Origin of the sequence: Streptomyces sp. 8N616 (assembly GCF_052246385.1) — a bacterium.
In the GTDB taxonomy this organism is placed as follows: domain Bacteria; phylum Actinomycetota; class Actinomycetes; order Streptomycetales; family Streptomycetaceae; genus Streptomyces.
The window spans coordinates 34,327-54,618 of the sequence record NZ_JBQQBY010000020.1; the positions used below are offsets into that span (position 1 = coordinate 34,327).

Consider the following 20,292-nt stretch of genomic DNA (forward strand, 5'->3'; position numbering starts at 1 on the left):
CCCGAATCCTCGGGCTCCTCTCCTCGTGCTCGCACGCACACCGGGATCTGCTGTCACCTTCCCGGGGCGGAACCTTTGGACTTGACCACCTGCACTACCTGCGGCTTGTAAGGCCCGGAATAGCGGACCTGGACCGCCTTGCTCACCGCCGATGGCCCGTTTCCTTCGGGGACGGTTGCCGAGCTTCTCCAAGAGGCCGCCTCGGCCGTTGACGGTGGACGCCGGGCCGGATCCGAGTTGTGTACGGCCGCGCTGGAGCCGTGGGGAATCTTCGGCGGTACGGGGGGCGCCTCGTCGTTGTGGAACGGCGGCACATGAGGACCGGGACCACCCACTCCCTGGACGCTACTCTGCGGGGCATCCGGGGCGCTGCGCGGGACCGACGGAGCCTGCTCGGAGTAGTCCGACCGGAAAATCTCGAACGCGCCGTTGCCGGACTGCGGCATATCCGGCCCGGTGTTCACCCCGGCACCGGCATCTACGCCGGGCTCCGAACGCACCCCTCTCTCGACGAGTTCTCCGTACGGAAGCGGCTCGTGAGGAGAAGGCCCGTCCAACGCAGCACCGACGCCGGAACCGTTCAAGCGAGAGCTGGTGAGCGGGGGCATCAAGCCGCCGACGCGGAGGAGGGCCTGGCTTTCATTTCGGTCATCGGCCAGCGCTTTCTGGAGAGCTTTGTTGCTGTTGAGGATGTCGTTGACCAGGTGTGCGGCCGCGACGGTGATCACCTGCTCCCTCTCCGTCTGGCGCCGCGTTCCCTTCCCGTTCACGGCTTCGGCCACCACGTCGGAGATGGGGGCGTCTCCGGACGGCTGCGTGTCCCCTGTCCGATTCATCAGCCGACGGATCAGCCGGGCGATGTCACTCGCTCCGGTGCCCGACCGGCGGCCGGGCTGTGTCCCATCGGACTCTGGCTGCCTGCGCTGCAGACGGTTGGGGCCCGCCAGGTACGGCGCAGTCTGGTCCCGGACGTATTTCTCCAGCGACTTTCTCTCGTCCCGCCGCAGGCCCGCCGCTTTCAGGTCCCGGGTGATCAAATCCCGGACGGTGGAGACGAGTTCGTGGTTGTCCCGGACCCAGTCGAACTGACCTCCGGATGATGGTGGTGGCATGTTTTCCTCCTCCTGGTTGCTCCGTCAGACGTCTGTTACAAGGGCGGCGGCGGAAGCCGGGTCATGAAGGTTCGGTGGTGCGGTCTGGGCGCGATCCGTTCATGGAGGCGACGGAATGCGGGCCAGCGTGATGGCGCGCAGCAGCCATTCGACGGGCCCATACCGGAAACGGCGCATCAGCCAGGCGCTGAGGGCGAGTTGGATCGCGTAGAAGACGACGCAACCGGCCAGCAGCGCCACCGTGCCGACGCGGTCGTACAGCGCGAGGCCATAGCCGGTGAAGGCGAACGCCATCACCAGCGACTGGGTGAGGTAGCTGGTGAGCGCCATCCTCCCGGCGGGGGCGAGCGCGGCCCCGACCCACCGGCCTCGCGCCGTGTTCAGGAAGAGCACAAGACCGCAGGCGTAAGCGGAGGTCAGTGCCGGGCCGGTGAGCATCCCGGCGGCCGTGCCGATGTAGGACCACCGGTCATCCATGGGCCCGTTGAGGCAGACCGCCATGAACACGCTTCCGGGCAGGCCGACCGCCAGGCCGTACTTCGCGATCCGCACCATCGAGCCGCGGTACCGGTCCGACCCGGCGAGCACCTGGCGCTTGCCCGCAGCGAGGCCGATCAGGAATGCCGCCATCAGGTCGGCTCCCATGATGAGCGTGCCTACGACCATCTCGGGCAACTGCTCCAGATTGGCGTGTATCACCGCAAACGGATCGCCCCGGTACGCCGCCACGTGCTGCGCGGCCTCGGTCACGAGCTCCCGCGTCGGCGTCGGTTCGTCGGCAAGCTGTAGCAGACCCACGCCGATGAACGCGGCGCTCAGCACGGCGAGGAGGCAGAGCGCCGCCCGTACCGCGGTACGGGGCGCGACATTGCGGACGCCGAACAGCACGAGTCCCAGCACGGCGTAGGCCATCAGGATGTCGCCCACGAACAGCAGCACCGCGTGAGCAAGGCCGAGGAGGAAGAGACCGGTGAGGCGGCGGAGATGGCGCCGCGCGAAGGCGGCTCGCTCCCGCTCTGCCGCGCTCATCTGCAGGGTGAGGCTGTAGCCGAAGAGGAAGGAGAAGAGCGGGTAGAACTTCATGGCGACCAGGGCGGTGACCATCCATGCGGCCGCCCGGTCCACCGGCGAGGCGAACGGGTCGCCTCCGGAACCGGCGTAGGGGTCGGCCATGACCTGCACGTTGGCCAGCAGGATGCCGAGCAGCGCGAAGCCTCTCAGGACGTCGAGCTCGCGGACACGCCGCGGGACCCCGGTCGTATCGAGCGCGGGGGCGACACTTTCCGTTGCTGTCAAAGGACGCTCACAAGTCCGAGTCGCGACACGTATGGGGCGGTGAACGGTCCCCCGGGAGAAACCCCGGGGGCACGAGCTGATCGCCACCCGTACCGCAACGGGGCACAGGGCGAGAAGGTTCAGTCCCACCCTTGGACGGCCCCGCATACATGCAGGCGCTTCGGCAGCTGACCTTGTGGACGCATCATGTGCTTCTGCCGGTCTACGGCAGGGAGGTCACTGCCACCGCTCCATGGGTGCCCTACGCGACCCGATGGGCCCCTTCGCCGGATGCAAGAGCCCTGCACCGGCCCCGACGCCGGACCACCGGCACCCGCGCGGAGCCGGCTCAGGGCGGACTCAGCCGCTCCCCATGCTCCATTGGTGGTCGTCGGCGTCGTTGCAGGGGAAGATCGTGAGCGGGGCTCCGGCGGAAGGCTTCCTGTCACTTCGCACGTCAAGGCACAGGTTGCTGCTCTTGTGGTTGCGAATCCAGTACGTCCCGTTGGACCGCTCGTCGAACCACCACAGCTGATTGTCGTTATCCGTACCGTCGCAGTGGTACTCGGTCACCGGCGAGGTCGCCGGACGGGCCTCGTAGCCGGCCAGGTCCAGGCAGAGGCCGTCCATGACGTTGCGGATCAGGTACAGGTCGGCACCGCGTAGACCGGCGCCTTTCTGGCTGAGGTCCACCGTCCACTGCTGGTTGCCGGTGCCCGACCGCTGGCAGGTGTTCTGCACGACCGGGCCGTCCGGCTTGCCCTTGCCCTCGCCGGGAAGGTCCACGCACATACCGGTCTTCCTGTTCTCGATCAGCACCTTTCCATCCGGGACGCCGACCGTCCCGCCGCCTCCGGGCTTCTCGTCGCTGCCCTTCGTCTTCGTCGGCTCCGGCTTCTCCTTGGGTGCTGAAGCCGAGGCTGACGGCGAGGGCGAGGACGACGGCTTGCGCGAGGTCGATGCGGACGGCAGGACGCTGGGATGCGTGGGGGTGTGAGGGCGGTCCGGGAGCTGCGTCTGCGGCGACTTGCTCTTCGAGGCGGCGGCATTCTGCTCACCGCCATCGCCACCCGAGGCGGCCACCGTGATCGGAATCGCGATCAGCACCACCCCGGCGACGGCCGCCGCGACGAACAACGGCTTCTTGAAGAACGCGGTCGAGGAGTACTCCTCGTCGGACTGAGAGGAGCCGCTCTTCCCGCCCAACCTGGCCGGTGGTCCGGGGAGTGGGAGCGGATTGGCCCGGGTGGAAGTGGCGGCGGAGGCGAAAGTGGAGGCGGCGGCAGAGGTGGATGCGCCTGTGGTGGGGGGCGCGGACGTGGAGGCGGGCGCGGAAATGGAGGCGGGCGCGCCTGTGGAGGCGGGCGCGGACGTGGAGGCGGGCGCGGACGTCGCGGACGGGGGGCGAGTGGCCCCGCCGTCGCCAGGCCGTTCTCCGGACGGGCGCGCCCCTCCCCGCGGTGGGACGCCCGCTTCACGCCTCACCGGGGCCGGGGCCTGCGGCTGTGCTGTCCCCACATCCTCGGCGAGCGCGGCACCGGCGTTCGCCGTCGCCGCGGGCAGTGACACGGGCCGGCGGAACCGGACCCGGCGCGCGGCAGGCGCTACCTGGGGCCCGCCGGACGCCGGCTCGGTACGCGGCGGGTCATCGGGTGACGAGCGCTCGTCGGACATCGGTTCCTGCCTTTCTGGCCCGGGGCATCGCCGCACCACGGCCGCGGCGGCCTCTCCTGCTCCCCGGGCCCATGGCACGGACCCGGCTTCGCCACCGCAACGGCTCTGACGGCGTGGGGGTTCACACCTCGCCTCGGGGCGCGGGCGGCGCGTTGGCACCCGGCGCACCCGGCGCCGGCAGGAACACGCCGTAGCGGTCCGCGAGCGTACGCATTTCCGACACCACGTCCTGGCCGCACAAACCCCGCACGCACATCACCGCACCGCCGAGCAGTTCCGCCCCCAACCCGTCGAAGAGCCGGGCCAGGGCCGGAAGCACCGTGACGTCCAGGGGCCCGCCCGGCGTGCCGACTTCGATGGTCATCCGCTCGACGTCCACCGCGCGTCCGTCCGGCGATGGCCGTTCATGTCCCGCGGTCTCGACGCTCAGCCCGGCCCGCGTCACGAACACCTGCCAGGAGTCGGTGAGTTGGACGGCCCCGTTACCCGTACCGTCCCAGCCGGGCATCGGCGGGTACCAGGCCAGCAGGCGCGGACCGCTCCGCTCCCCCGTCGCCGAAGCGGGCGAGCAGGCCACCGCCTGTACGAACGGCTGCCAGGTCAACTGGCCATCGTCGCCGACGAGTACCACCCGCACTTCTGGTGCCCCCCCGTGCGGCGACTCGTCCTCGACGACCACCGGGAGCCCGGTCAGCACCTCCACCTCGATGCCCAGCAGGTCCGCGACCTGCTGCCCCAGCGGCAACAGATCCACGCCCGCCCCCGGAGCGAGGCGGACTCTGTGGCGCAGTTCCGCGGGCAGGGCGGAAAGGACCTCGGCGACGGCAATGGCGGGGACGGTGGGCGCGCCGGGGACGCCCACCAGCACGGTCGGCCGGAGGTGGTCGACATGCAGGGCGTCCCCGAGGTCGTCGGGGCCGCCCGACGGCGCCTGCAGAGGCCGGATCAGCACCCCCGCCGGTATCTGCTCCACGACACATCTGCTACGGGTACGGGCGGGCAGTACGCCCAGGGCACTCTGCCAGGACGGCTCGGGCATGCGCGGCCCCAGGAACACCGACTCTCCCCGTGGCGTGAAACGCCGCCAGCCGCGGGACTGGTCTCCGGATCCCGGGACGAAAAGCGTTCCGCCGGGAACGATCACCACGTTCCCGTCCGGAGCGAGGACGTCCGTTTCCCAGGCGTCGGCCAGCTCGTACGCCGCGGCCGGCGAGTCCGGACTGCCGCTTCCGGCTCCGGACACGACCAGCCGCACGGACCTCGCACCAGCGGCGCGCGCCGAAGGGACCAATTCCCCCAGCCGCGCCCAGAGCGAGGAAACCGCGTTCCGGCTCACACTGGCGACGACCGTCACCGTCTCGGTATCGCTGCGCGCCAGCACTCCCGCCAGCTCGGCCAGGTCGCCGGGGCCGGGCGGGTCCTCGCGAGAGGTACGGACGAGGAGCACACTCCCCACCGTGTCGGTGACGAGCCTTACTCGCGGCTGGGAGTAAAGGCCCGCCGCCGTCACATCATCGCTGCCGGGCGTCTCATCGACGAGCCGCGAAGGCGTTCGGCCCCAGAGTCTCACCAGGCGTCTTCCAGCAGTTCGGCATCGAACGCGCGAGACGGGGTGATGACTGTCGGCGACGGTGCGACCGGCGCCGCCCATCCACTCTCGGGGCTCTCCCCGACTCCCCCACTCCCGAGCGGTTCCAGGGTCCGTTCACTCATACGGTCCTCGCCTCTCCCCTCTCCGCTTGGTGCTCGATGACCTGCCGCTCGACCACTGAGGGCAACCACGGAAAGCCGCCGTCCGCGGGAGGCCGCTTGTGCACACATGCCATCCCTCCATAACGCAGATCCACGCAGATGGTTCACCGGGTCCAAGATCCTGGTGCAGTTCAGGACCACGTCTTCCCAAGCGCGATGGGCTCGTTGCGCGATCTCCGGCATCCTCGGCGACCCTCGCGGCTGGAGCCGCGTCTCTGCGGCTGCGGCCGTGGGTGCGCGCGACGGCCCAGCTCCTTCGGTGCTGGGCCGCCCGCGTACGCAACCGGCGCACCGCAGAAGGACGAGCTCAGCGGCGCCGGGAGAAGGACGCCGCCGCTCGGACGGCCTCCAGCTCGCCGTACATAACTCCACCGGGGCAGTCGGTCTGAAGCCAGTCGCGGTGGCCGCTGACGATGTTCACGTCCTTCTTCACCCCGTTGACCGGGTTGACGAATGTCGTCTTCCCCCGGGGGTCCAGGCCGTGAGAGCGAGACAGGATCCTGATCAGTTCGATGAGGGAGGAGCGGGCGTCGTCCGTGGGGCCCCGGTCGCCCAGCGTGCCCATGAGAGCGATGCCGATGTTGCCGGAGTTGAAGCCCTCGGTGTGGAAGGCTGTGACGCCCTTGCCCTCCGCGTCATGCGCGGGAATTCCATCGGTGCCGGACCAGCGCCCTTCGTAGATGCGACCGGCCTCATCGATGAGGAAGTGGTAGCCGATGTCACCCCAGTCGTTGGTGATCGCGTGGAATTCGTAGATGGCCCGCACCGTGGCGGCAGGGTCCGGGTCATCGTTGGGCGTGTCGGTGTGGTGGACCGTGATGGTCTGCACCGGGTAGTACTCCGGGGGCGAGTTCTCGGTTCCGTCCGGCTTGAATCGCTTGGATTCATCGCAGCCCCACGCCGCCCGTGAGAGGTACTCCAGGCCTCGCACCCGGGTCGGGCTGGTCGGAACCTTCAGGGCCTGCCCAGGTCCGTCCTTCGTGTCAAGCGCGAGAGAATGCACGTCCGTTGTGCTGTCGGCGGCCCGAATCTGGTACCGGGTTGCGGCCGTAGCGGGTACGAGCGCCGTCCCGACGCCGTTAACGGCCGCGCACCCCGCACGCAGTTCCCGCCACTCGCCCGGGCTCCCGTCGGCATCGGCGAAACGAATGGCGGGGCCCTGATCCTCGCCGGCCCAGCGCACGCCCACGTAACTAACGGGGAAGGCGGTCTCAACCGCGTCGGTTCCCTTGGCGAGGGCGCTCCTCGTCTTCGGGAAGGTCTTGTTCTGCGTACCTGCCTTAGTGGAAAGTTCGGCCACCCCCTCACTTTCCCCGGTCGCATCGGTCGCGTCACCCGCAGCAGCGAAGACCGCAGGCGTCAGGGCGGCTCCGGCAGCCACGGCTCCGGCGGTTCCGAGCACCCCCCGACGGGAAAGCCGAGGCTTATCACGGTGGGAACCGGGCTTGGGGTTTGACGTCATGGAGGCGCCTCTCGTTTGTGGTGAGGAATTGCTGGCGGGTCGTCCGCAGGGCCTCCCCTCGTCCGGTTGGTGGCCGGACACTGCCGAAGCGGTCCCCATCACATGCCCCGTTACGCAGGACTCCGGCTCGGCCGTGAGCCTGTCGCGTCGGCCGAAGGCGGATGGGGGAAGGCGAACCAGCGAACCCACCCCGTACCACGAACAGATGGGTCCGCCGGTTCGATCGGAGTCAGGGATTAAATCGGAGGCAGGGGGTAATCAGCGGCAGGGGGTACTGAGCGTCCGTCCCGCCTCGGGCTGCCAGGCCCGCCTTCAGCGCCCGCACGGCGTAGTACGTGCGCGAGTACGTGCGCGAGTACGTGCGCGAATTGACGGTCTCCTGCCGAATTCCCAGCCCCTCCGGTGTTGGTCAAAGGGCACCGGGGCGCGCGTAGCGGTAAAAGAAATGCCCGAACTGGCGCGCGAGGGCCCGGGTGAGCCCGAAGCTGTCCTCGAGCAGCCGCGCGCCCGGGTCGAGGTCGCCGACGAAGACGGGGTCGTAGCCGGCGTCGTGGCTCAGCCGTTCGGCGATCTCCCGCGCCTTCGGCTCGGCGGCGAAGAGGTTGCTCGGTCTGACGAGCTGTTCACCGACGCGGTCGTAATCGGCAGCGAAGTTGGTCGAGAAGGCCTTGGCCGTCGCCCCGCCAATGATCGACTTGAGCTGATGCGAGAGCGAAGGGAACTCCTCATCACGACCGCCGAAGACGTTACAGGTGTCGATGGTCACCTGCCCCGCCAGGCCCGAGACCCTGCCCAGCGCCTCGAAGACCGCAGGAGCGGGCACGGCCACCACGACCACGTCCGCTCCAGCGGCATCCCCGCCTTCACTGCTCAGGACCGTCACGGCGTGCCCGGCTGTCCTCCACAGCCGCGCCAGCCCGGTGCCGACACGCCCGCCCCCGATGACGGTGATCTCCATCGTCGCGCTCCTGTCTGCGTCCGTCCTGATCGTCCGGCAACGGTCAGTTCGAGCTGCCTGCTCCGAACGTGTGGGGGGACCGGGAACCGACGGAAGGAGAACCGGAAGGACAAGAAGCGCCCTGGACCTTGACGTCGGGCGACCGCTGCATTCGGGCCGACAGGTCCGAAACCCTTGGCGATCTCCTGGGCTCCTTTATTGCCAGGTCTCCGGAGAATGAGGTGAGGAGACTGCTGCGGCGGTCCGTGATCAGACGGCGCGGGCCCCCGGCCCGGTAGCCGAGCAGAAGCAGAAACCCGTTCGGAACTCGGCGGCGGTAGCCGCGTCGTTCTCACAGCCGCTTCTCGACCTCATGATGAGCCCCCCTGCTCATCGTAGGGGGAATCCACCGCCGCCCCGACCTCCGTTTGGCTTGCCTCGATGACCGCTTCTGCCCGAACGGGCCGCTGAATGTTCCCAGTTCAGCGCGGATCCGCCACTCTGTCTGCCGCATACGGGCAGCCGATTGGGTAGTTGGGATGCCCGTATCGTGTGGCGTGAGGGCCCGTATCGTGTGGCGCAGGAGCCCGCGGCGGTCGGCCGATGGACCGGGCCCGCCTTCTCGGCTCCGACCGGTGCACCCCACGAGGCCGAAGTGAAAGGCGAACACAGGCGGGTTGTCGTATTCCCCACAGTCGGCGGGTCGCCCTCGGCAAATCGTGGGCGGCCATTTGGGCCGTCCCTAAGATGCGCTCATGCACATAGCCAGCTGTACACGTACCTCGCTACTGCACGGCCGGGCGAAGGAGCTTGAAGAGCTCGACCGACTCCTGGACTCGGCCCGTAAGGGGCGCGGAGGGTCATTGGTCCTGCTCGGGGAAACGGGAATCGGAAAGACCGCCCTGTTGAAACAACTCCTGGAGCGGTCCGCCGGCTTCCGGACCCTGGAAGCCTCCGGCGTCGAGTTCGAGGCCGAATTCGCGTTCGCGGCACTGCACCAGCTCTGTGCACCCATGCTGGAAGGGATGGGTAATCTTCAACAGCCGCAGCGCGAGGCCTTGTCCGTGGCATTCGGGCAGACATGCGGCACTGTCCCGGACCAGTTCCGGCTGGGCCTTGGAGTGCTGAACCTGCTTGCCGAGACCGCGGCGGAGCAACCCCTCCTCTGTGTCATCGATGACGCGCAGTGGCTCGACCAGGCATCGGCTCAGGCCCTCGGCTTCGTCGCCCGGCGGATCGCGGCCGAACCGATCGTCCTGGTCATCGCCCACCGCGACGAGGCCGAGGACGCGTTCACAGGGCTTGCGAACCTACGGGTCGAGGGCCTGGCCGATGCACCCGCCCGGGAGCTTCTGGCTTCGGAGTTCCGTGCTCCGCTGGACGCGGGGGTACGTGAGCGGATCCTCGCCGAGGCACACGGCAACCCACTGGCACTTCTCGAACTGCCCAAGAGCATGGGACCGGCGCAGTTGGCGGGCGGCTTCGGGCTGCCCGACACCATGCCGGTGCCGAGCAGGATCGAGAACAGCTACCGCGAGCGCCTTCAGAGCCTGCCGGTCCGCACCGCGGAACTCCTGGTGGTCGTGGCCGCCGAGCCGACCGGGGACCCGGCACTGCTGTGGCGAGCGGCCGAGGTGCTGGACATCGAGGCCACGGCAGCGGCACCCGCCGAAGCCGCCGGTCTCATCGAGTTGGGCACCCGCATCCACTTCCGGCATCCGCTCGTGCGATCGGCGGCCTACCGAGCCGCCTCCATCGAGGGCCGGCGACGGGCGCACCATGCCCTCGCCGAGGCCACCGATCCCGCCCACGACCCGGACCGCAGAGCGTGGCACCGCGCGCAGGCGACGCCAGGACCGGACGAGGACATCGGCGACGCACTCGTACGCTCCGCGGATCGTGCGCACGCCCGCGGAGGTATCGCCGCAGAGGCGGCCTTCCTGGAGCGCTCGGCCGCGCTCACTGCTCACCCGGGCCGACGGGCCGCACGAACACTCGCTGCAGCACGGGCCAAACTCGAAGTCGGCGCGGTGGACAACGCTGTCAGTCTCCTGAGCACGGTCGAGAACAGTCCCCTCAGCGTGCGGCAGCGAGCCCAAGTCGACCTGCTGCGCGGCCAGATGGCGTTCAGCCTGGAGCGTGGCAGTGAGGCTCCCCTGTTGCTGCTCCGGGCAGCCGAACGGGTCGCACAGCTCGATCCCGCACTGGCGCGTGAGTACTACCTGGACGCGGTCGAGGCGGGGATGCTCGTCGGCCGGGTCGGGGACGGGATGATGACCACCCTTCGCGCGGCCCTCGCGGCGCCGCCTGCGCCTGTGCCGCCGCGTGCCGTGGATCTGGTGCTGGAGGCCGTGCTGGACTTGTTCACCGGCGACTACCAGAGGGGCGTGTCGAAGCTCGAGCCGATCATCGACGATGCCGACGCGGACGTCTGGGTGCGCCGGCCGTGGCTCGGCTCACTGCTGGCCATGGAACTGTGGAACTTGGACGCGTACATGCGGATCGCCGCCCGGCAGGTGGAGACGGCGCGCGCCGCAGGCTCGCTCCTCGCACTCCCCATCGGCCTGGCCACGCTGGCCGGCGCTTCGGTGCGGGCCGGCGATGTTCCGGCCGCGCTGTCGGCGCTGGGCGAGATGGAGGCGCTCGTCGAGGTGACCGGCGTGACCCGGCTCACGTACGCCTGCGCGCAGCTCGCGGCGTTGCGCGCGGAGCCCGGGGCGGCCGAGCGGATCCGGGCGATGGCGCACGGGGCGGACCAGCGCGGCGATGGGCTGCAGGTCGCCTTCTGCATGTGGGCGACCGCCCTGCTCCACAACGGCAGAGCCGAATACGCGGCCGCGCTGGCGGCCGCACGGACGGCGAGCGCCTATGGGGACCCGGCCGTCACTGGCCTTGCGCTGGCCGAGCTGGTCGAGGCGGCCGTTCGGTGCGGCGAACGTGATGCTGCGGTGGCGGCCCACCAGGCCCTCAGGACTCGTACATCCGCGGTCCGGACCGGGTGGGGCGAGGGCATCGAGCAGTGCGCCGCTGCGCTCATCGCGGAGGACGACCGGGCCGACGCTCACTACCACGAGGCCATCAAGCGGCTCGGCGACAGCCGCGACCGCACCTGGCACGCCCGGGCACAGTTGCTCTACGGCGAGTGGCTGCGCAGACACGGCAGACGACGAGAGGCTCGCACTCACCTACGCAGTGCCCACGAGCTGTTCGACTCGATGAGGGCCGAGGCGTTCGCCGACCGGGCCGCCGCCGAGTTGCGCGCGACAGGCGAGAAGGCCACACGGCGCACCCCTGACAAACTGGAACAGCTGACTCCGCGCGAGCTCACCATCGCTCGCCTCGTGGCCACGGGTGCGACGAGCAAGGAGATCGGTACCCGGCTCTTTCTGAGCCCGCGCACGATCGATGCCCACCTGCGCAGCATCTTCAAGAAACTCGGTGTCACCTCGCGCAGGCAGTTGAAGGACCTGTACCAGCCGGAAAACGCGTCATCACCCCTGCTCGAGGCGGCCGCCCCACCCCGGGGCACCCCAAGCCCCGCGCGTTAGACGGGGGTTCAGTAGGCGACTTTCGCCGATGCAAGCAGGCACCAAGAGTTGAGAGTTTCGGCCTCGGGCCTGCCGGTCCACGGCGGTGGCACCGCGAAGCTCCACTGACAGCGGCCGACGTCACCACCTTCCATTCCGGCGGCCCGAACCCTCACCGACCGCAGCGCAGAGGGGGAACGACCCGCGCGATCAGTCGCCACGGTTCCTCGGGCCGCTGACAGCAAGGGACATACAGGATCACCAGTGCACGAGACATCGCGGTGCGGTCGGAAGACACGGAAGGTCGATAGATGCAACCCGTGCCCAACTCCACCGTTCACTTCGGGAATCCGGGCCGACTGAACAGCAGAGCTCTGACGATCACCCTGGACCACTCGGCGACCCGACCGCTGTTGCGGAATGTGCGCATTGCCGGAATGGTGCCGCCGATGCTCGAGGGGTGGGGCTCGTCCGAAGCGTATCTTCAACTCCTCAACAGTTCGGTGCCCTTTGTGATCCTGGACGTGCCACACCCTCGCTGGCTGCCGGACCTCGGCCGGCGGACCAGCGTTCTGAGCAGGCTCTCACCGGTGATCGCGCTCGTACCGAGCGGTGCCGACGTTTTGGGGCTGCTCAGGGCCGGCGCAGCGAATGTCCTCGAACGGAACATGCCGATCCGGGAGCTGACCGCCCGACTGACCGCTGAACAGCGCTGGTTCACGGCCACTCCGGCGGACCCGTCACCGGATCCACCCGGCCCGCCGGCGTGCGCGGGCCCGTTGCACAGCGCCGCGGGTCCGTTGCACAGTACGCAGCGGCTTCTGCTGCGTCTGCTGGTCCGGGACCGCCGGCCGTGGTGCTGCCACGATCTCCGCCTCTTGCTGGGCACGTCCGACCAGCCACTGCGGCGGCCCACGCTACGAGCTCGGCTCGTCCGGCTCGAACCGTACCTGGCCCGTATGGGACTGACCCTGCGCCGCAGCGGCAGCTGGGGTCGCATCACGTACCAGGCCGCGGAAGCGGTCCCTTCTCCTAGGCCGTGCGGCCAACGACGAGCCTGAGCACCTGCCGCGCTGCCGTGAGTCCCACCCTGCGGGTCACGCGGGGGTGGGACTCACCGGGGGGACTCACACAAGCGGGTCAGTGGCCTCAGCCTGAGGATGACTCCAGGTCACTGCTCGCGGACCACGTTCGCGACGCCCTTCTTGATGTCCACGGCCACCGTCACACCGCCCTTCTTGGCGGCTGCTTCCAGCTCCTTCACCGTGCACGCGTCGGCGACATGTCCTTCTCCGTCACCGCAGATGTCGCCTGCCCCCCAGACCTCGGTGTCCTCAGCGACATAGAAGGGGCGGCCGTCGACCTCGAGCTTGCCGGGCGCCATGAAGGTCAGGGCACCGGTGACCGTGCCGTCCGCGCGGTTGTCCGCGGTCGCGTCGTTGCCGCCGTCCGCCCCGCTGGCCTGGCCGCGGTCGGTCCCGGCGGGGTTCTCTGAAGAGTCGGTGCCGCCATCGGCGCCGGCGACGTGACCCTCGTCCACCTCGGACGGGTTGTCACTCCTGTACTGATCGGTGACCTTGACGGCCGTGCCCTTCTGGATCTCCACTTCGGCTTCGGCACCGCCCTTCTTGGCGGCTGCTTCCAGCTCCTCGGCGGTGCACGCGTCGAGGGCCTGTCCCGCCGGGTCACCGCAGATGAGGCCGGAACCCCAGATCTCGGTGTCCTCAGCGACGTAGAAAGGACGGCCGTCGACCTCGAGCTTGCCGGGCGCCATATAGGTCAGGGTGCCGGTGACCACGCCGTCCGCTCGGCTGTCCGACTCCGGCGAGTCGACGCTGGAGGCCGCGGCCTTTGACGTGCCGGCCGCGTCGGGCTCGTCGCTGAAGGGGTTGCATCCCGTGAGGAGCACCCCGCTGACGACGAGAGCGGCGAGTCCGGCGATCTTGCGGGAGCGGTTGAGTGACATGGTTGTGTGCCCTTTCGGCGTTGTGCTTGGCGCATTCACCTCCGAAACGGCATTCCAGAGACAGCGGGTTCACGGGGCAGGTCCCTTGTTGCCGGCCCCGGATGAACGGAACCGTCCTGTTACGTGAGGGGGCGCAAGCCCGCGCTACGACCCCCATACAAGTCGGCCCGGCGGCAAGCTCTCTTGGAGCCGGCCGCCGGGCCGGTGCCGGTCTTGGGGGGATGACTGATCCGGCATCTACTCAACGGCGGTGCGGGCACGAAGGTTCACATCGTCCAGCCCTTCGTGCCATTCCCTGCTCCGGTCAGCCCGCGGGGCCCAGCACCAGCCACTGCGCCGGAAGATCGATCCGCGTGCCGTCCGCGAGGTACTCGGTCTGCGGCAGCACCGTGGCACCCTGCGCCAGCACCGTCAGCCCCGCCTCCCGCAGCAGCCGCTCCACCTCCGAGTCGTCGGCGTCGGCCGGTTTGAGCCCGTGCGTGAAGACCTTGCCGAGCTTCGGCGGCGGACCGCCGGGCGACTGCATCGCCTTCTGGAGCACCGCCCGCGACCCCGAGGTCAGCTCCGCCACGAAGGCCCGACCGGCCGATCCCACCAGCGCCGCCACCGCTGCCGCGACACGCGCCCGGTCCTGCGGCTCGCTCTGGTGGATGACGGCGCGCATATAGACGTTGACGTCGCCGAGCCGCTCGTGCAGCTCCCGTACGCCATCCGCGTCCGTGAGGCTGAGCTGCCGGAACTCCGCGACGCCTTCGGTGTCGGCGCGGAGCGCGTGCTCGATCGCCGTGTGCGAGAGGTCCACCCCGATCGCCCGCGGAAAGCGGGTGGCGAGGTAGCGGGTCTGCGTGCCGTTCCCGCAGCCCAGGTCGACAACGGGCAGCGAGGCGACGGCGTGCGGCGCGAAGAGCTCCATGTGCGGGATCGCGGTGAGGCTCGGTTCGGAGTCCCAGATCGCCTCACCCGAGGCACTGGAGGTGTCCTTCCAGTAGCCCTCCCAGGCGTCCCTGTACTGCTGCGACACGCTCATAGTGCGCTCCCCACGATCCACTGACGGGCTGTCAAGATCTTCTACTGCCAGGGCAGGGGGCCCGGCAAGGGGCTGTAGCGATACTTCACCGGCTGTTCGTGCCGGCACGCGTCGCCGGCCTCGCCGGGCGCGGCAGCGACTGCTCGAACCACACCGTCTTGCCGCGCGCCGATGAGCTGGTCCCCCACTCCCGCGTCAGCGAGCCGAGCACCCGCAGCCCGCGCCCGTACTCGTCCGCGCGGTCCGCGTCGAGCAGCACGGGCAGTGCGCGGTCGTCGTCCGACACCTCCCACAGGAGCGCGTCCGTCCGTACGACCCGCAGCTCGACCTGCTCGGTGTAGGCGTGCCGCACCGCGTTGGTGACGGCCTCGCTGACCAGCAGCTCGGCGGTGTCGACGGCCTCCTCCAGGCCCCAGTCGGTGAGCCGCTCGCGGACCATCCGCCGGGCCCGGCCCACCTCCCGCGGGTCTGTGCCCAGCCGCCAGGCGGCCACCTGCTCGCGCGGGATCCCGTTCAGCCGGGCCATGAGCAGGGCGACGTCGTCCTTGCGGCCGCCCTGGCCCTCGTCCCAGGAAGAGGCAGCGAGCGCGCGGATGATGGTGTCGCAGGCGGCGTCCATGGAGGCCGCAGGGTGCGCCGCGGACTCGCACAGGGCCGCGAGCCCCGCCCCGATGTCCTGACCCCGCACCTCCACCAGCCCGTCCGTGCACAGGATGAGCCGGTCGCCGGGCGCCACCCGCACCTTGGCCGTCCCGAACGCCACTCCCCCGACCCCGATCGGAGCGCCCGTGGGCACCTCGAGCAGCTCGCTGCGCCCGTCCCCCGCCCGTACGAGTACGGGTGGGATGTGCCCGGCGTTGGAGATCAGCAGCTCGGAGCGGATCGGGTCGTAGACCGCGTAGAGGCAGGTGGCGAGGTAGTGCTCGCCGAGCCGCTGCGCCAGATCGTCGAGATTGCGCAGCAGCTGCGCGGGCGGCAGGTCGAGCGCGGCCATCGTCTGCACGGCGGTGCGCAACTGGCCCATCATGGCGGCCGCGTTGAGGCCGTGGCCCATGACGTCGCCGACGACGAGCGCGGTGCGCGAGCCGGGCAGCTTGATGGTGTCGAACCAGTCGCCGCCCACGCGTCCGAGCCGTGTCCCCGGCAGGTAGCGGGTGGCGGTGTCGCAGCCCGGCAGGCGCGGGGCGACCTGCGGCAGCATGCTGTCCTGGAGCGTCTCGGCGACGTTCTCCTGGTGCGTGTACATGCGCGCGTTGTCGAGCACCAGCCCGGCGCGGGCGGCGAGTTCGGCGCCGGTCGTACGGTCCATGTCGTTGAACGGCTCGCGGTCGGCCCGGCGCAGCAGCACCATGAAGCCGAGGACGACATCGCGGGCCTTGAGCGGCACGATCAGGATCGACCGCCCGTTGATCAGCGGCCGCAGGTCCCGCTTCTCGAACTGGCCGGAGATCCTTGCACCCAGCTCGTCGCTGATCCGCGGGATGAGCACCGGCTCCCCGGTGACCATGCACTGGAAGAACGGCGTGTGCTCGGGGAAGGCGATGGCCTCCCCGACCGGCACGGTGTCGTCCCAGCGGCCCGGTTCGTCGTTGTGCTCCACCCAGACGCGGTGCCAGATGGTGGTCACGTCCGGCACGCCGTCGGGGAACTCCTCACCCGCCAGCACCTGGGCGCGCAGATGCGTGCCCGCGAAGTCGGCGAAGCGGGGGACGGCCGCGCTGGTGACCTCGCGGATCGTCCTGGCCAGGTCGAGGGAGGAGCCTATGCCGCTGCTCACCTCGTTGAGGAACTCCAGCCGCTCGCGCACCGCCGCGTACTCGAGGTCCTCCTCGGGGCCGGTGTCCGAGCCGGGCGACGGCGGTACGAAGGCAGCGGGGTCGCCACCCTGCGGCCTGCGCGGGCGCCCGGCACGCCGCGGCACGCCCCAGTCAGGGGTGATGGGCACCCGGTCGTGGCGGCTGAACTCCAGTACGGGATAGCCGAGTTCCAGGACCTGGGCGGCGATCCGGGTGCCCTGGGCGACGCTCATGCTGGGGAAGATCTCCGGCAGTCTGCCGGCGAGTTCGTCCGCGCCGGGAAACTCCGTGTGCAGCGCGAAGCCGGGTGCGATGCTCTCGCCGGGGCAGCACTCCCCGGCTTCCTGGCTCTCGTGGTACGGCCCGCCGGGCCCGCACAGCCCGCGGGTGCCGGCGGCGAGCACGAGCAGCCGTTCGGGGCCGGGGCCGATCAGCGGGTACGCCCACCACAGCACGTCCAGTGACTCCTCGCCCACGCGCGCGGAGGGGCCGGCGCCGGTGTCGGAGATCCGGGCCCGGCCCGCGGCCGGGTACGACATCCGGCCGCTGAGCGAGTCCCCCAACCCGGGCCCGGCCCCCTCCTCGTACGAGGCGAAGCCGCCCTGCTCGGCGTCGAGGGCGCCGGAGACGGGCAGGAGATCCGCGGCGGGCACGCCGACGGCTTCCTCACGGGTGCTGCCGAAGAGCCTCCGCGCGCCTGAACTCCAGTGCGAGACGAGGCCGTTGGTGTCCACGACGACGACAGCGAGCGGGATTTTTCCGGACAGGGCTCTCGGCTGCGGCGGACCGGCCGGTGCCTGCGACGGAATGCCACTGTCCATAGCCGGGAGGCTCCTTCCCTGCCGCATGATCCGCGGCACCGTCACCACGGTACGGGTGAGTAAGGGTGCAGCGCGTGCCGTTCGCGCAAGTCGCGCAGGCCGCCTTGGGTCTCCTCAGTCCTCTCCGTCCCCTCCGTCCTCTCAGCTTTCTCAGTCCTCGTGGCCGAGCAGGAGGTCCCGCTCCATGCGGCCGCCGCCCGCGACCTGAAGGACCGTGGCCACGACCTCTCCGCGCGCGTCCGTCAGCGTCATCATCGGCGGGCGGCCGGTGAGCATCACGAAGCCCCGGACTGCCTGCGTCCGGGGCTTCGTGATGCTCACTGAGACCGAGGCCCCACCGAGACCGAGGCCGTATTGATGCCGACGGCATCGAGACCGACGGCCTACTTCTCCACCTCGGCGGCGAGCTTGGCGAGCACCGCGTCGTAGATCCTGCCGAGCCCCTTGGGCGCGAAGGTCTTCTCGAAGAAGCCGCCGATGCCGCCCGCGCCGTTCCAGACGGTGGTGACGACGACCTTCGCCCTGCCCTCCCCCGCCGGGGTCACGGTCCAGGTGGTGACCATGGAGGAGTTGCGGTCCTTCTCGACGAGTTGCCCGGCGGTCGGCTGGGAGACCTCGAGCAGGCAGTCGCGGATCCGCTTGCTGGTGGCCTGGAGCTTCCAGTGCACCAGAGTGCCCTCGCCCTCGCCGCCCTCGCGCACCTCGTACTCGCTGAAGTGCTCGGGGAGCAGCTTGGCGCGGGTGCCGGAGTAGTCGGAGAGCGCGCGGAACACCGTCTCGGGGTCCGCCGCGACGATCCGCTCCGTCGTGGCCTCTACCTGCGCCATCGTTCTTCCTTCCGTCGACTCGCCGGTCCTTGTGACCTGCGGTGCGTCCTGCCCGCCAAGCCAACCACCGGCGCTCCCCCGGCCCAAATCGGGGTCCCCGCGTGAGCCGTTACGGGATACCGTCTGGCGTCATTCGAATAAGTGTTCTAGCGTGACGGATGTGCAAGGAACGGCTTGCAAGGAAGAGGGAGGCGCCATGCGCTGGGACGGTCTGGCGGCGGGCGACGCGACCACGGCGGCGCCCGCGCTCTTCGGCACCGACGCGGTGACCCGTACCTTCGACACCCCCGAGTTCCGCGGGATCACGTTCCACGAGATCCGTGCGCGGACGATCGTGAACCGGGTGCCCGGCGCCTCCCGGATGCCGTTCGAGTGGACGATCAACCCGTACCGCGGCTGCACGCACGCGTGCGTCTACTGCTTCGCCCGCAAGACGCACAGCTATCTGGACCTCGACACCGGGACCGGCTTCGACTCCCAGATCGTCGTCAAGGTCAACGCCCCCGAGCTGCTGCGCCGCGAGCTGGCCTCCCGCCGGTGGCAGGGCGAACACATCGCGATGGGCACGAACGTCGACTGCTACCAGCGGGCCGAGGGCCGCTACCGGCTGATGCCGGGCATCCTCGCCGCACTGCGCGACTACGCGAACCCGTTCTCGATCCTCACCAAGGGGACGCTGATCCTCCGCGACCTCGAACTGCTGCGCCAGGCCGCCGCGGTGACCGAGGTCGGCGTGTCCGTCTCGGTGGGCTTCCTGGACGGCGGGCTGTGGCGCACGGTCGAGCCGGGCACACCGTCGCCCGAGCGCCGCCTGGAGGTCTGCCGCGTCCTGACCGACAACGACATCCCGTGCGGCGTCCTGATGGCGCCGGTCATCCCCTTCCTCAGCGACTCACCCGAGAAGCTGCGCGCGACGGTCCGGGCCATCGCGGCCGCCGGCGCCACGTCGGTGACACCGCTGGCGCTCCATCTGCGGCCCGGGGCGCGGGAGTGGTTCATGGCCTGGCTGGCGCAGCACCATCCGTATCTCGTACGGCGCTACGAGACGATGTACGGGGGCGGGGCGTATGCCCCGAAGTGGTACCAGCGGCGGATCACCCGCCAAGTCCACGAGTACGCGACCGAGTTCGGCATCGGGCCCTCCCGCCCCGGCGACGCCCGCCGCATCCCGCAGCCGCCCGACCCCGACCCCGACCCGGTCCTCCCGCCCCCGACCCAACTGACGCTGCTCTGAACGCGGTCAACGTCCGCCCGACACCCGGGCCAGGGCAGCAGCGGCCGCCGCTGCCAGGCGCGGGTGGTCGCGGGCGGCCGTCAGCGAAGGGATCGCTCGCGGGTCGCCGAGAGCGCCCAGGCCCTCGACGCAGGCGAGGGCCACCTGCCAGTACGGTCCCCCGTCCGCCAGCAGCCGCTCCAGGGTGGCCATGAGCGCGGGCACCGACTCCGGCGCGCGCAGCTCGGTCAGCAGCCGGACCGGGTAGAGGGCGTACGCGGTGCGCAGCGGATTCGTGGCGAGGGCAGCAGCGGCCCGGGCCGTACGCGGGTCGCCGAGCCGGGCCAGCGCGTGGGCAGCCGTGGCGCAGCGCGGCGGATCCCGGTGGTTGAGCAGCAGCACCAGCGTCTCGAACGCCCGCCGGTCCCCGGCACACCCCAGCGCGAAGGCCGCGATCTCCCGCGCCCACAGCGGCCGCCCGGACTCGGCGAGCACACGTGCCAGCTCGCCACAGCAAGCCGCGTGACTTCCCCCCGCGCAGCTGCCCCCGGCCGAGTTACTCCCCACAGATCCGTTCCCCACAGATCCGTTCCCCGCGGGCCCCTCCCCCACAGATTCGTTCACCGCGGATCTGCCCTCCACAAGCGCGGCCAGTCGTTCGTACTCCGCCCCCTCCCCCCGTCTCGCGGCCTCCCCCTGCGCCCGCTCCACCAGCGACCGGAATGCGCCTTCCGTCCCCATGCCGTGCCCCTCACCCGCTTCCATGCAGTCCTCCTCCCCCGCGTGGCCCGCGCCACAGCCGACCGCGCCCAAGTTCCTCTGGCGGATTTGGTTACCCACGGGTTAAGCTCCTGGTACGAGCACACCCGCTCGGGCGGCCTGGTGACGCAGCCGCCTCGTGCA

15 protein-coding genes are annotated in these 20,292 nt (G+C 70.2%); 3 read left to right on the forward strand and 12 right to left on the reverse strand.

The window, feature by feature from the left end:
• Positions 1-53: 53 nt before the first annotated feature.
• From ACTWQC_RS19560 to ACTWQC_RS19585, 6 genes are all read right to left on the reverse strand, one after another.
• Complete coding sequence (locus ACTWQC_RS19560; RefSeq protein ID WP_443317015.1) at positions 54-1,037, reverse strand: hypothetical protein; 984 nt, start codon at positions 1,035-1,037, stop codon at positions 54-56.
• A gap of 174 nt (positions 1,038-1,211) precedes the next feature.
• Positions 1,212-2,408: a DUF418 domain-containing protein gene (locus ACTWQC_RS19565; RefSeq protein WP_443317016.1), complete on the reverse strand. Its 1,197-nt coding sequence runs from the start codon at positions 2,406-2,408 to the stop codon at positions 1,212-1,214.
• Between the two features lie 339 nt (positions 2,409-2,747).
• Positions 2,748-3,593: an RICIN domain-containing protein gene (locus ACTWQC_RS19570; RefSeq protein ID WP_443317017.1), complete on the reverse strand. Its 846-nt coding sequence runs from the start codon at positions 3,591-3,593 to the stop codon at positions 2,748-2,750.
• 589 nt (positions 3,594-4,182) lie between these two features.
• Positions 4,183-5,508 (reverse strand): hypothetical protein, encoded by a 1,326-nt coding sequence (locus ACTWQC_RS19575; protein ID WP_443317018.1) that lies wholly within the window; start codon positions 5,506-5,508, stop codon positions 4,183-4,185.
• 612 nt (positions 5,509-6,120) lie between these two features.
• On the reverse strand, positions 6,121-7,113 hold the full coding sequence (locus ACTWQC_RS19580; protein WP_443317019.1) for a peptidoglycan recognition protein family protein: 993 nt from the start codon (positions 7,111-7,113) through the stop codon (positions 6,121-6,123).
• Positions 7,114-7,684: 571 nt separating this feature from the next.
• Complete coding sequence (locus ACTWQC_RS19585; protein WP_443317020.1) at positions 7,685-8,233, reverse strand: dinucleotide-binding protein; 549 nt, start codon at positions 8,231-8,233, stop codon at positions 7,685-7,687.
• A gap of 734 nt (positions 8,234-8,967) precedes the next feature.
• Here ACTWQC_RS19585 and ACTWQC_RS19590 point away from each other — a divergent pair.
• Positions 8,968-11,760 carry a helix-turn-helix transcriptional regulator gene (locus tag ACTWQC_RS19590; protein ID WP_443317021.1) on the forward strand — a complete coding sequence of 931 codons (2,793 nt, stop codon included), beginning with the start codon at positions 8,968-8,970 and terminating at the stop codon, positions 11,758-11,760.
• Between the two features lie 299 nt (positions 11,761-12,059).
• The gene (locus ACTWQC_RS19595) at positions 12,060-12,800 is read left to right on the forward strand and encodes a hypothetical protein (protein WP_443317022.1); all 741 of its coding nucleotides are present in this window, start codon (positions 12,060-12,062) and stop codon (positions 12,798-12,800) included.
• A 110-nt stretch (positions 12,801-12,910) separates the two neighbouring features.
• Here the strand turns inward: ACTWQC_RS19595 and ACTWQC_RS19600 are convergent, their stop codons facing one another.
• The 5 genes from ACTWQC_RS19600 to ACTWQC_RS19620 all read right to left on the reverse strand — a co-directional run bounded on the left by ACTWQC_RS19600 (position 12,911) and on the right by ACTWQC_RS19620 (position 18,176).
• A complete protein-coding gene (locus ACTWQC_RS19600) occupies positions 12,911-13,705 on the reverse strand; it encodes a hypothetical protein (RefSeq protein WP_443317023.1) in 795 nt (264 codons plus the stop codon).
• A gap of 304 nt (positions 13,706-14,009) precedes the next feature.
• Entirely contained in the window at positions 14,010-14,732 is a 723-nt protein-coding gene (locus tag ACTWQC_RS19605; RefSeq protein WP_443317024.1) for a class I SAM-dependent methyltransferase, read from the reverse strand.
• A gap of 85 nt (positions 14,733-14,817) precedes the next feature.
• The gene (locus ACTWQC_RS19610) at positions 14,818-17,349 is read right to left on the reverse strand and encodes a SpoIIE family protein phosphatase (RefSeq protein WP_443317025.1); all 2,532 of its coding nucleotides are present in this window, start codon (positions 17,347-17,349) and stop codon (positions 14,818-14,820) included.
• 150 nt (positions 17,350-17,499) lie between these two features.
• The gene (locus ACTWQC_RS19615) at positions 17,500-17,670 is read right to left on the reverse strand and encodes a hypothetical protein (protein ID WP_443317138.1); all 171 of its coding nucleotides are present in this window, start codon (positions 17,668-17,670) and stop codon (positions 17,500-17,502) included.
• Between the two features lie 62 nt (positions 17,671-17,732).
• Positions 17,733-18,176, reverse strand: a complete 444-nt coding sequence (locus tag ACTWQC_RS19620) for an SRPBCC family protein (protein WP_443317026.1) — start codon at positions 18,174-18,176, stop codon at positions 17,733-17,735.
• Positions 18,177-18,372: 196 nt separating this feature from the next.
• On the opposite strand from ACTWQC_RS19620, the gene ACTWQC_RS19625 reads away from it, so the two are divergent.
• The gene (locus ACTWQC_RS19625) at positions 18,373-19,410 is read left to right on the forward strand and encodes an Rv2578c family radical SAM protein (RefSeq protein WP_443317027.1); all 1,038 of its coding nucleotides are present in this window, start codon (positions 18,373-18,375) and stop codon (positions 19,408-19,410) included.
• A gap of 6 nt (positions 19,411-19,416) precedes the next feature.
• Here the strand turns inward: ACTWQC_RS19625 and ACTWQC_RS19630 are convergent, their stop codons facing one another.
• Positions 19,417-19,956 carry a HEAT repeat domain-containing protein gene (locus ACTWQC_RS19630; RefSeq protein WP_443317028.1) on the reverse strand — a complete coding sequence of 180 codons (540 nt, stop codon included), beginning with the start codon at positions 19,954-19,956 and terminating at the stop codon, positions 19,417-19,419.
• Positions 19,957-20,292: the final 336 nt, after the last annotated feature.

Excerpts from the sequence above, each read along its gene's own strand:
- ACTWQC_RS19585 (WP_443317020.1), bottom strand. The coding sequence starts at position 8,233 with ATGGAGATCACCGTCATCGGGGGCGGGCGTGTCGGCACCGGGCTGGCG.
- ACTWQC_RS19590 (WP_443317021.1), top strand. The coding sequence starts at position 8,968 with ATGCACATAGCCAGCTGTACACGTACCTCGCTACTGCACGGCCGGGCG.
- ACTWQC_RS19600 (WP_443317023.1), bottom strand. The coding sequence starts at position 13,705 with ATGTCACTCAACCGCTCCCGCAAGATCGCCGGACTCGCCGCTCTCGTC.
- ACTWQC_RS19605 (WP_443317024.1), bottom strand. The coding sequence starts at position 14,732 with ATGAGCGTGTCGCAGCAGTACAGGGACGCCTGGGAGGGCTACTGGAAG.
- ACTWQC_RS19610 (WP_443317025.1), bottom strand. The coding sequence starts at position 17,349 with ATGGACAGTGGCATTCCGTCGCAGGCACCGGCCGGTCCGCCGCAGCCG.
- ACTWQC_RS19620 (WP_443317026.1), bottom strand. The coding sequence starts at position 18,176 with ATGGCGCAGGTAGAGGCCACGACGGAGCGGATCGTCGCGGCGGACCCC.
- ACTWQC_RS19625 (WP_443317027.1), top strand. The coding sequence starts at position 18,373 with ATGCGCTGGGACGGTCTGGCGGCGGGCGACGCGACCACGGCGGCGCCC.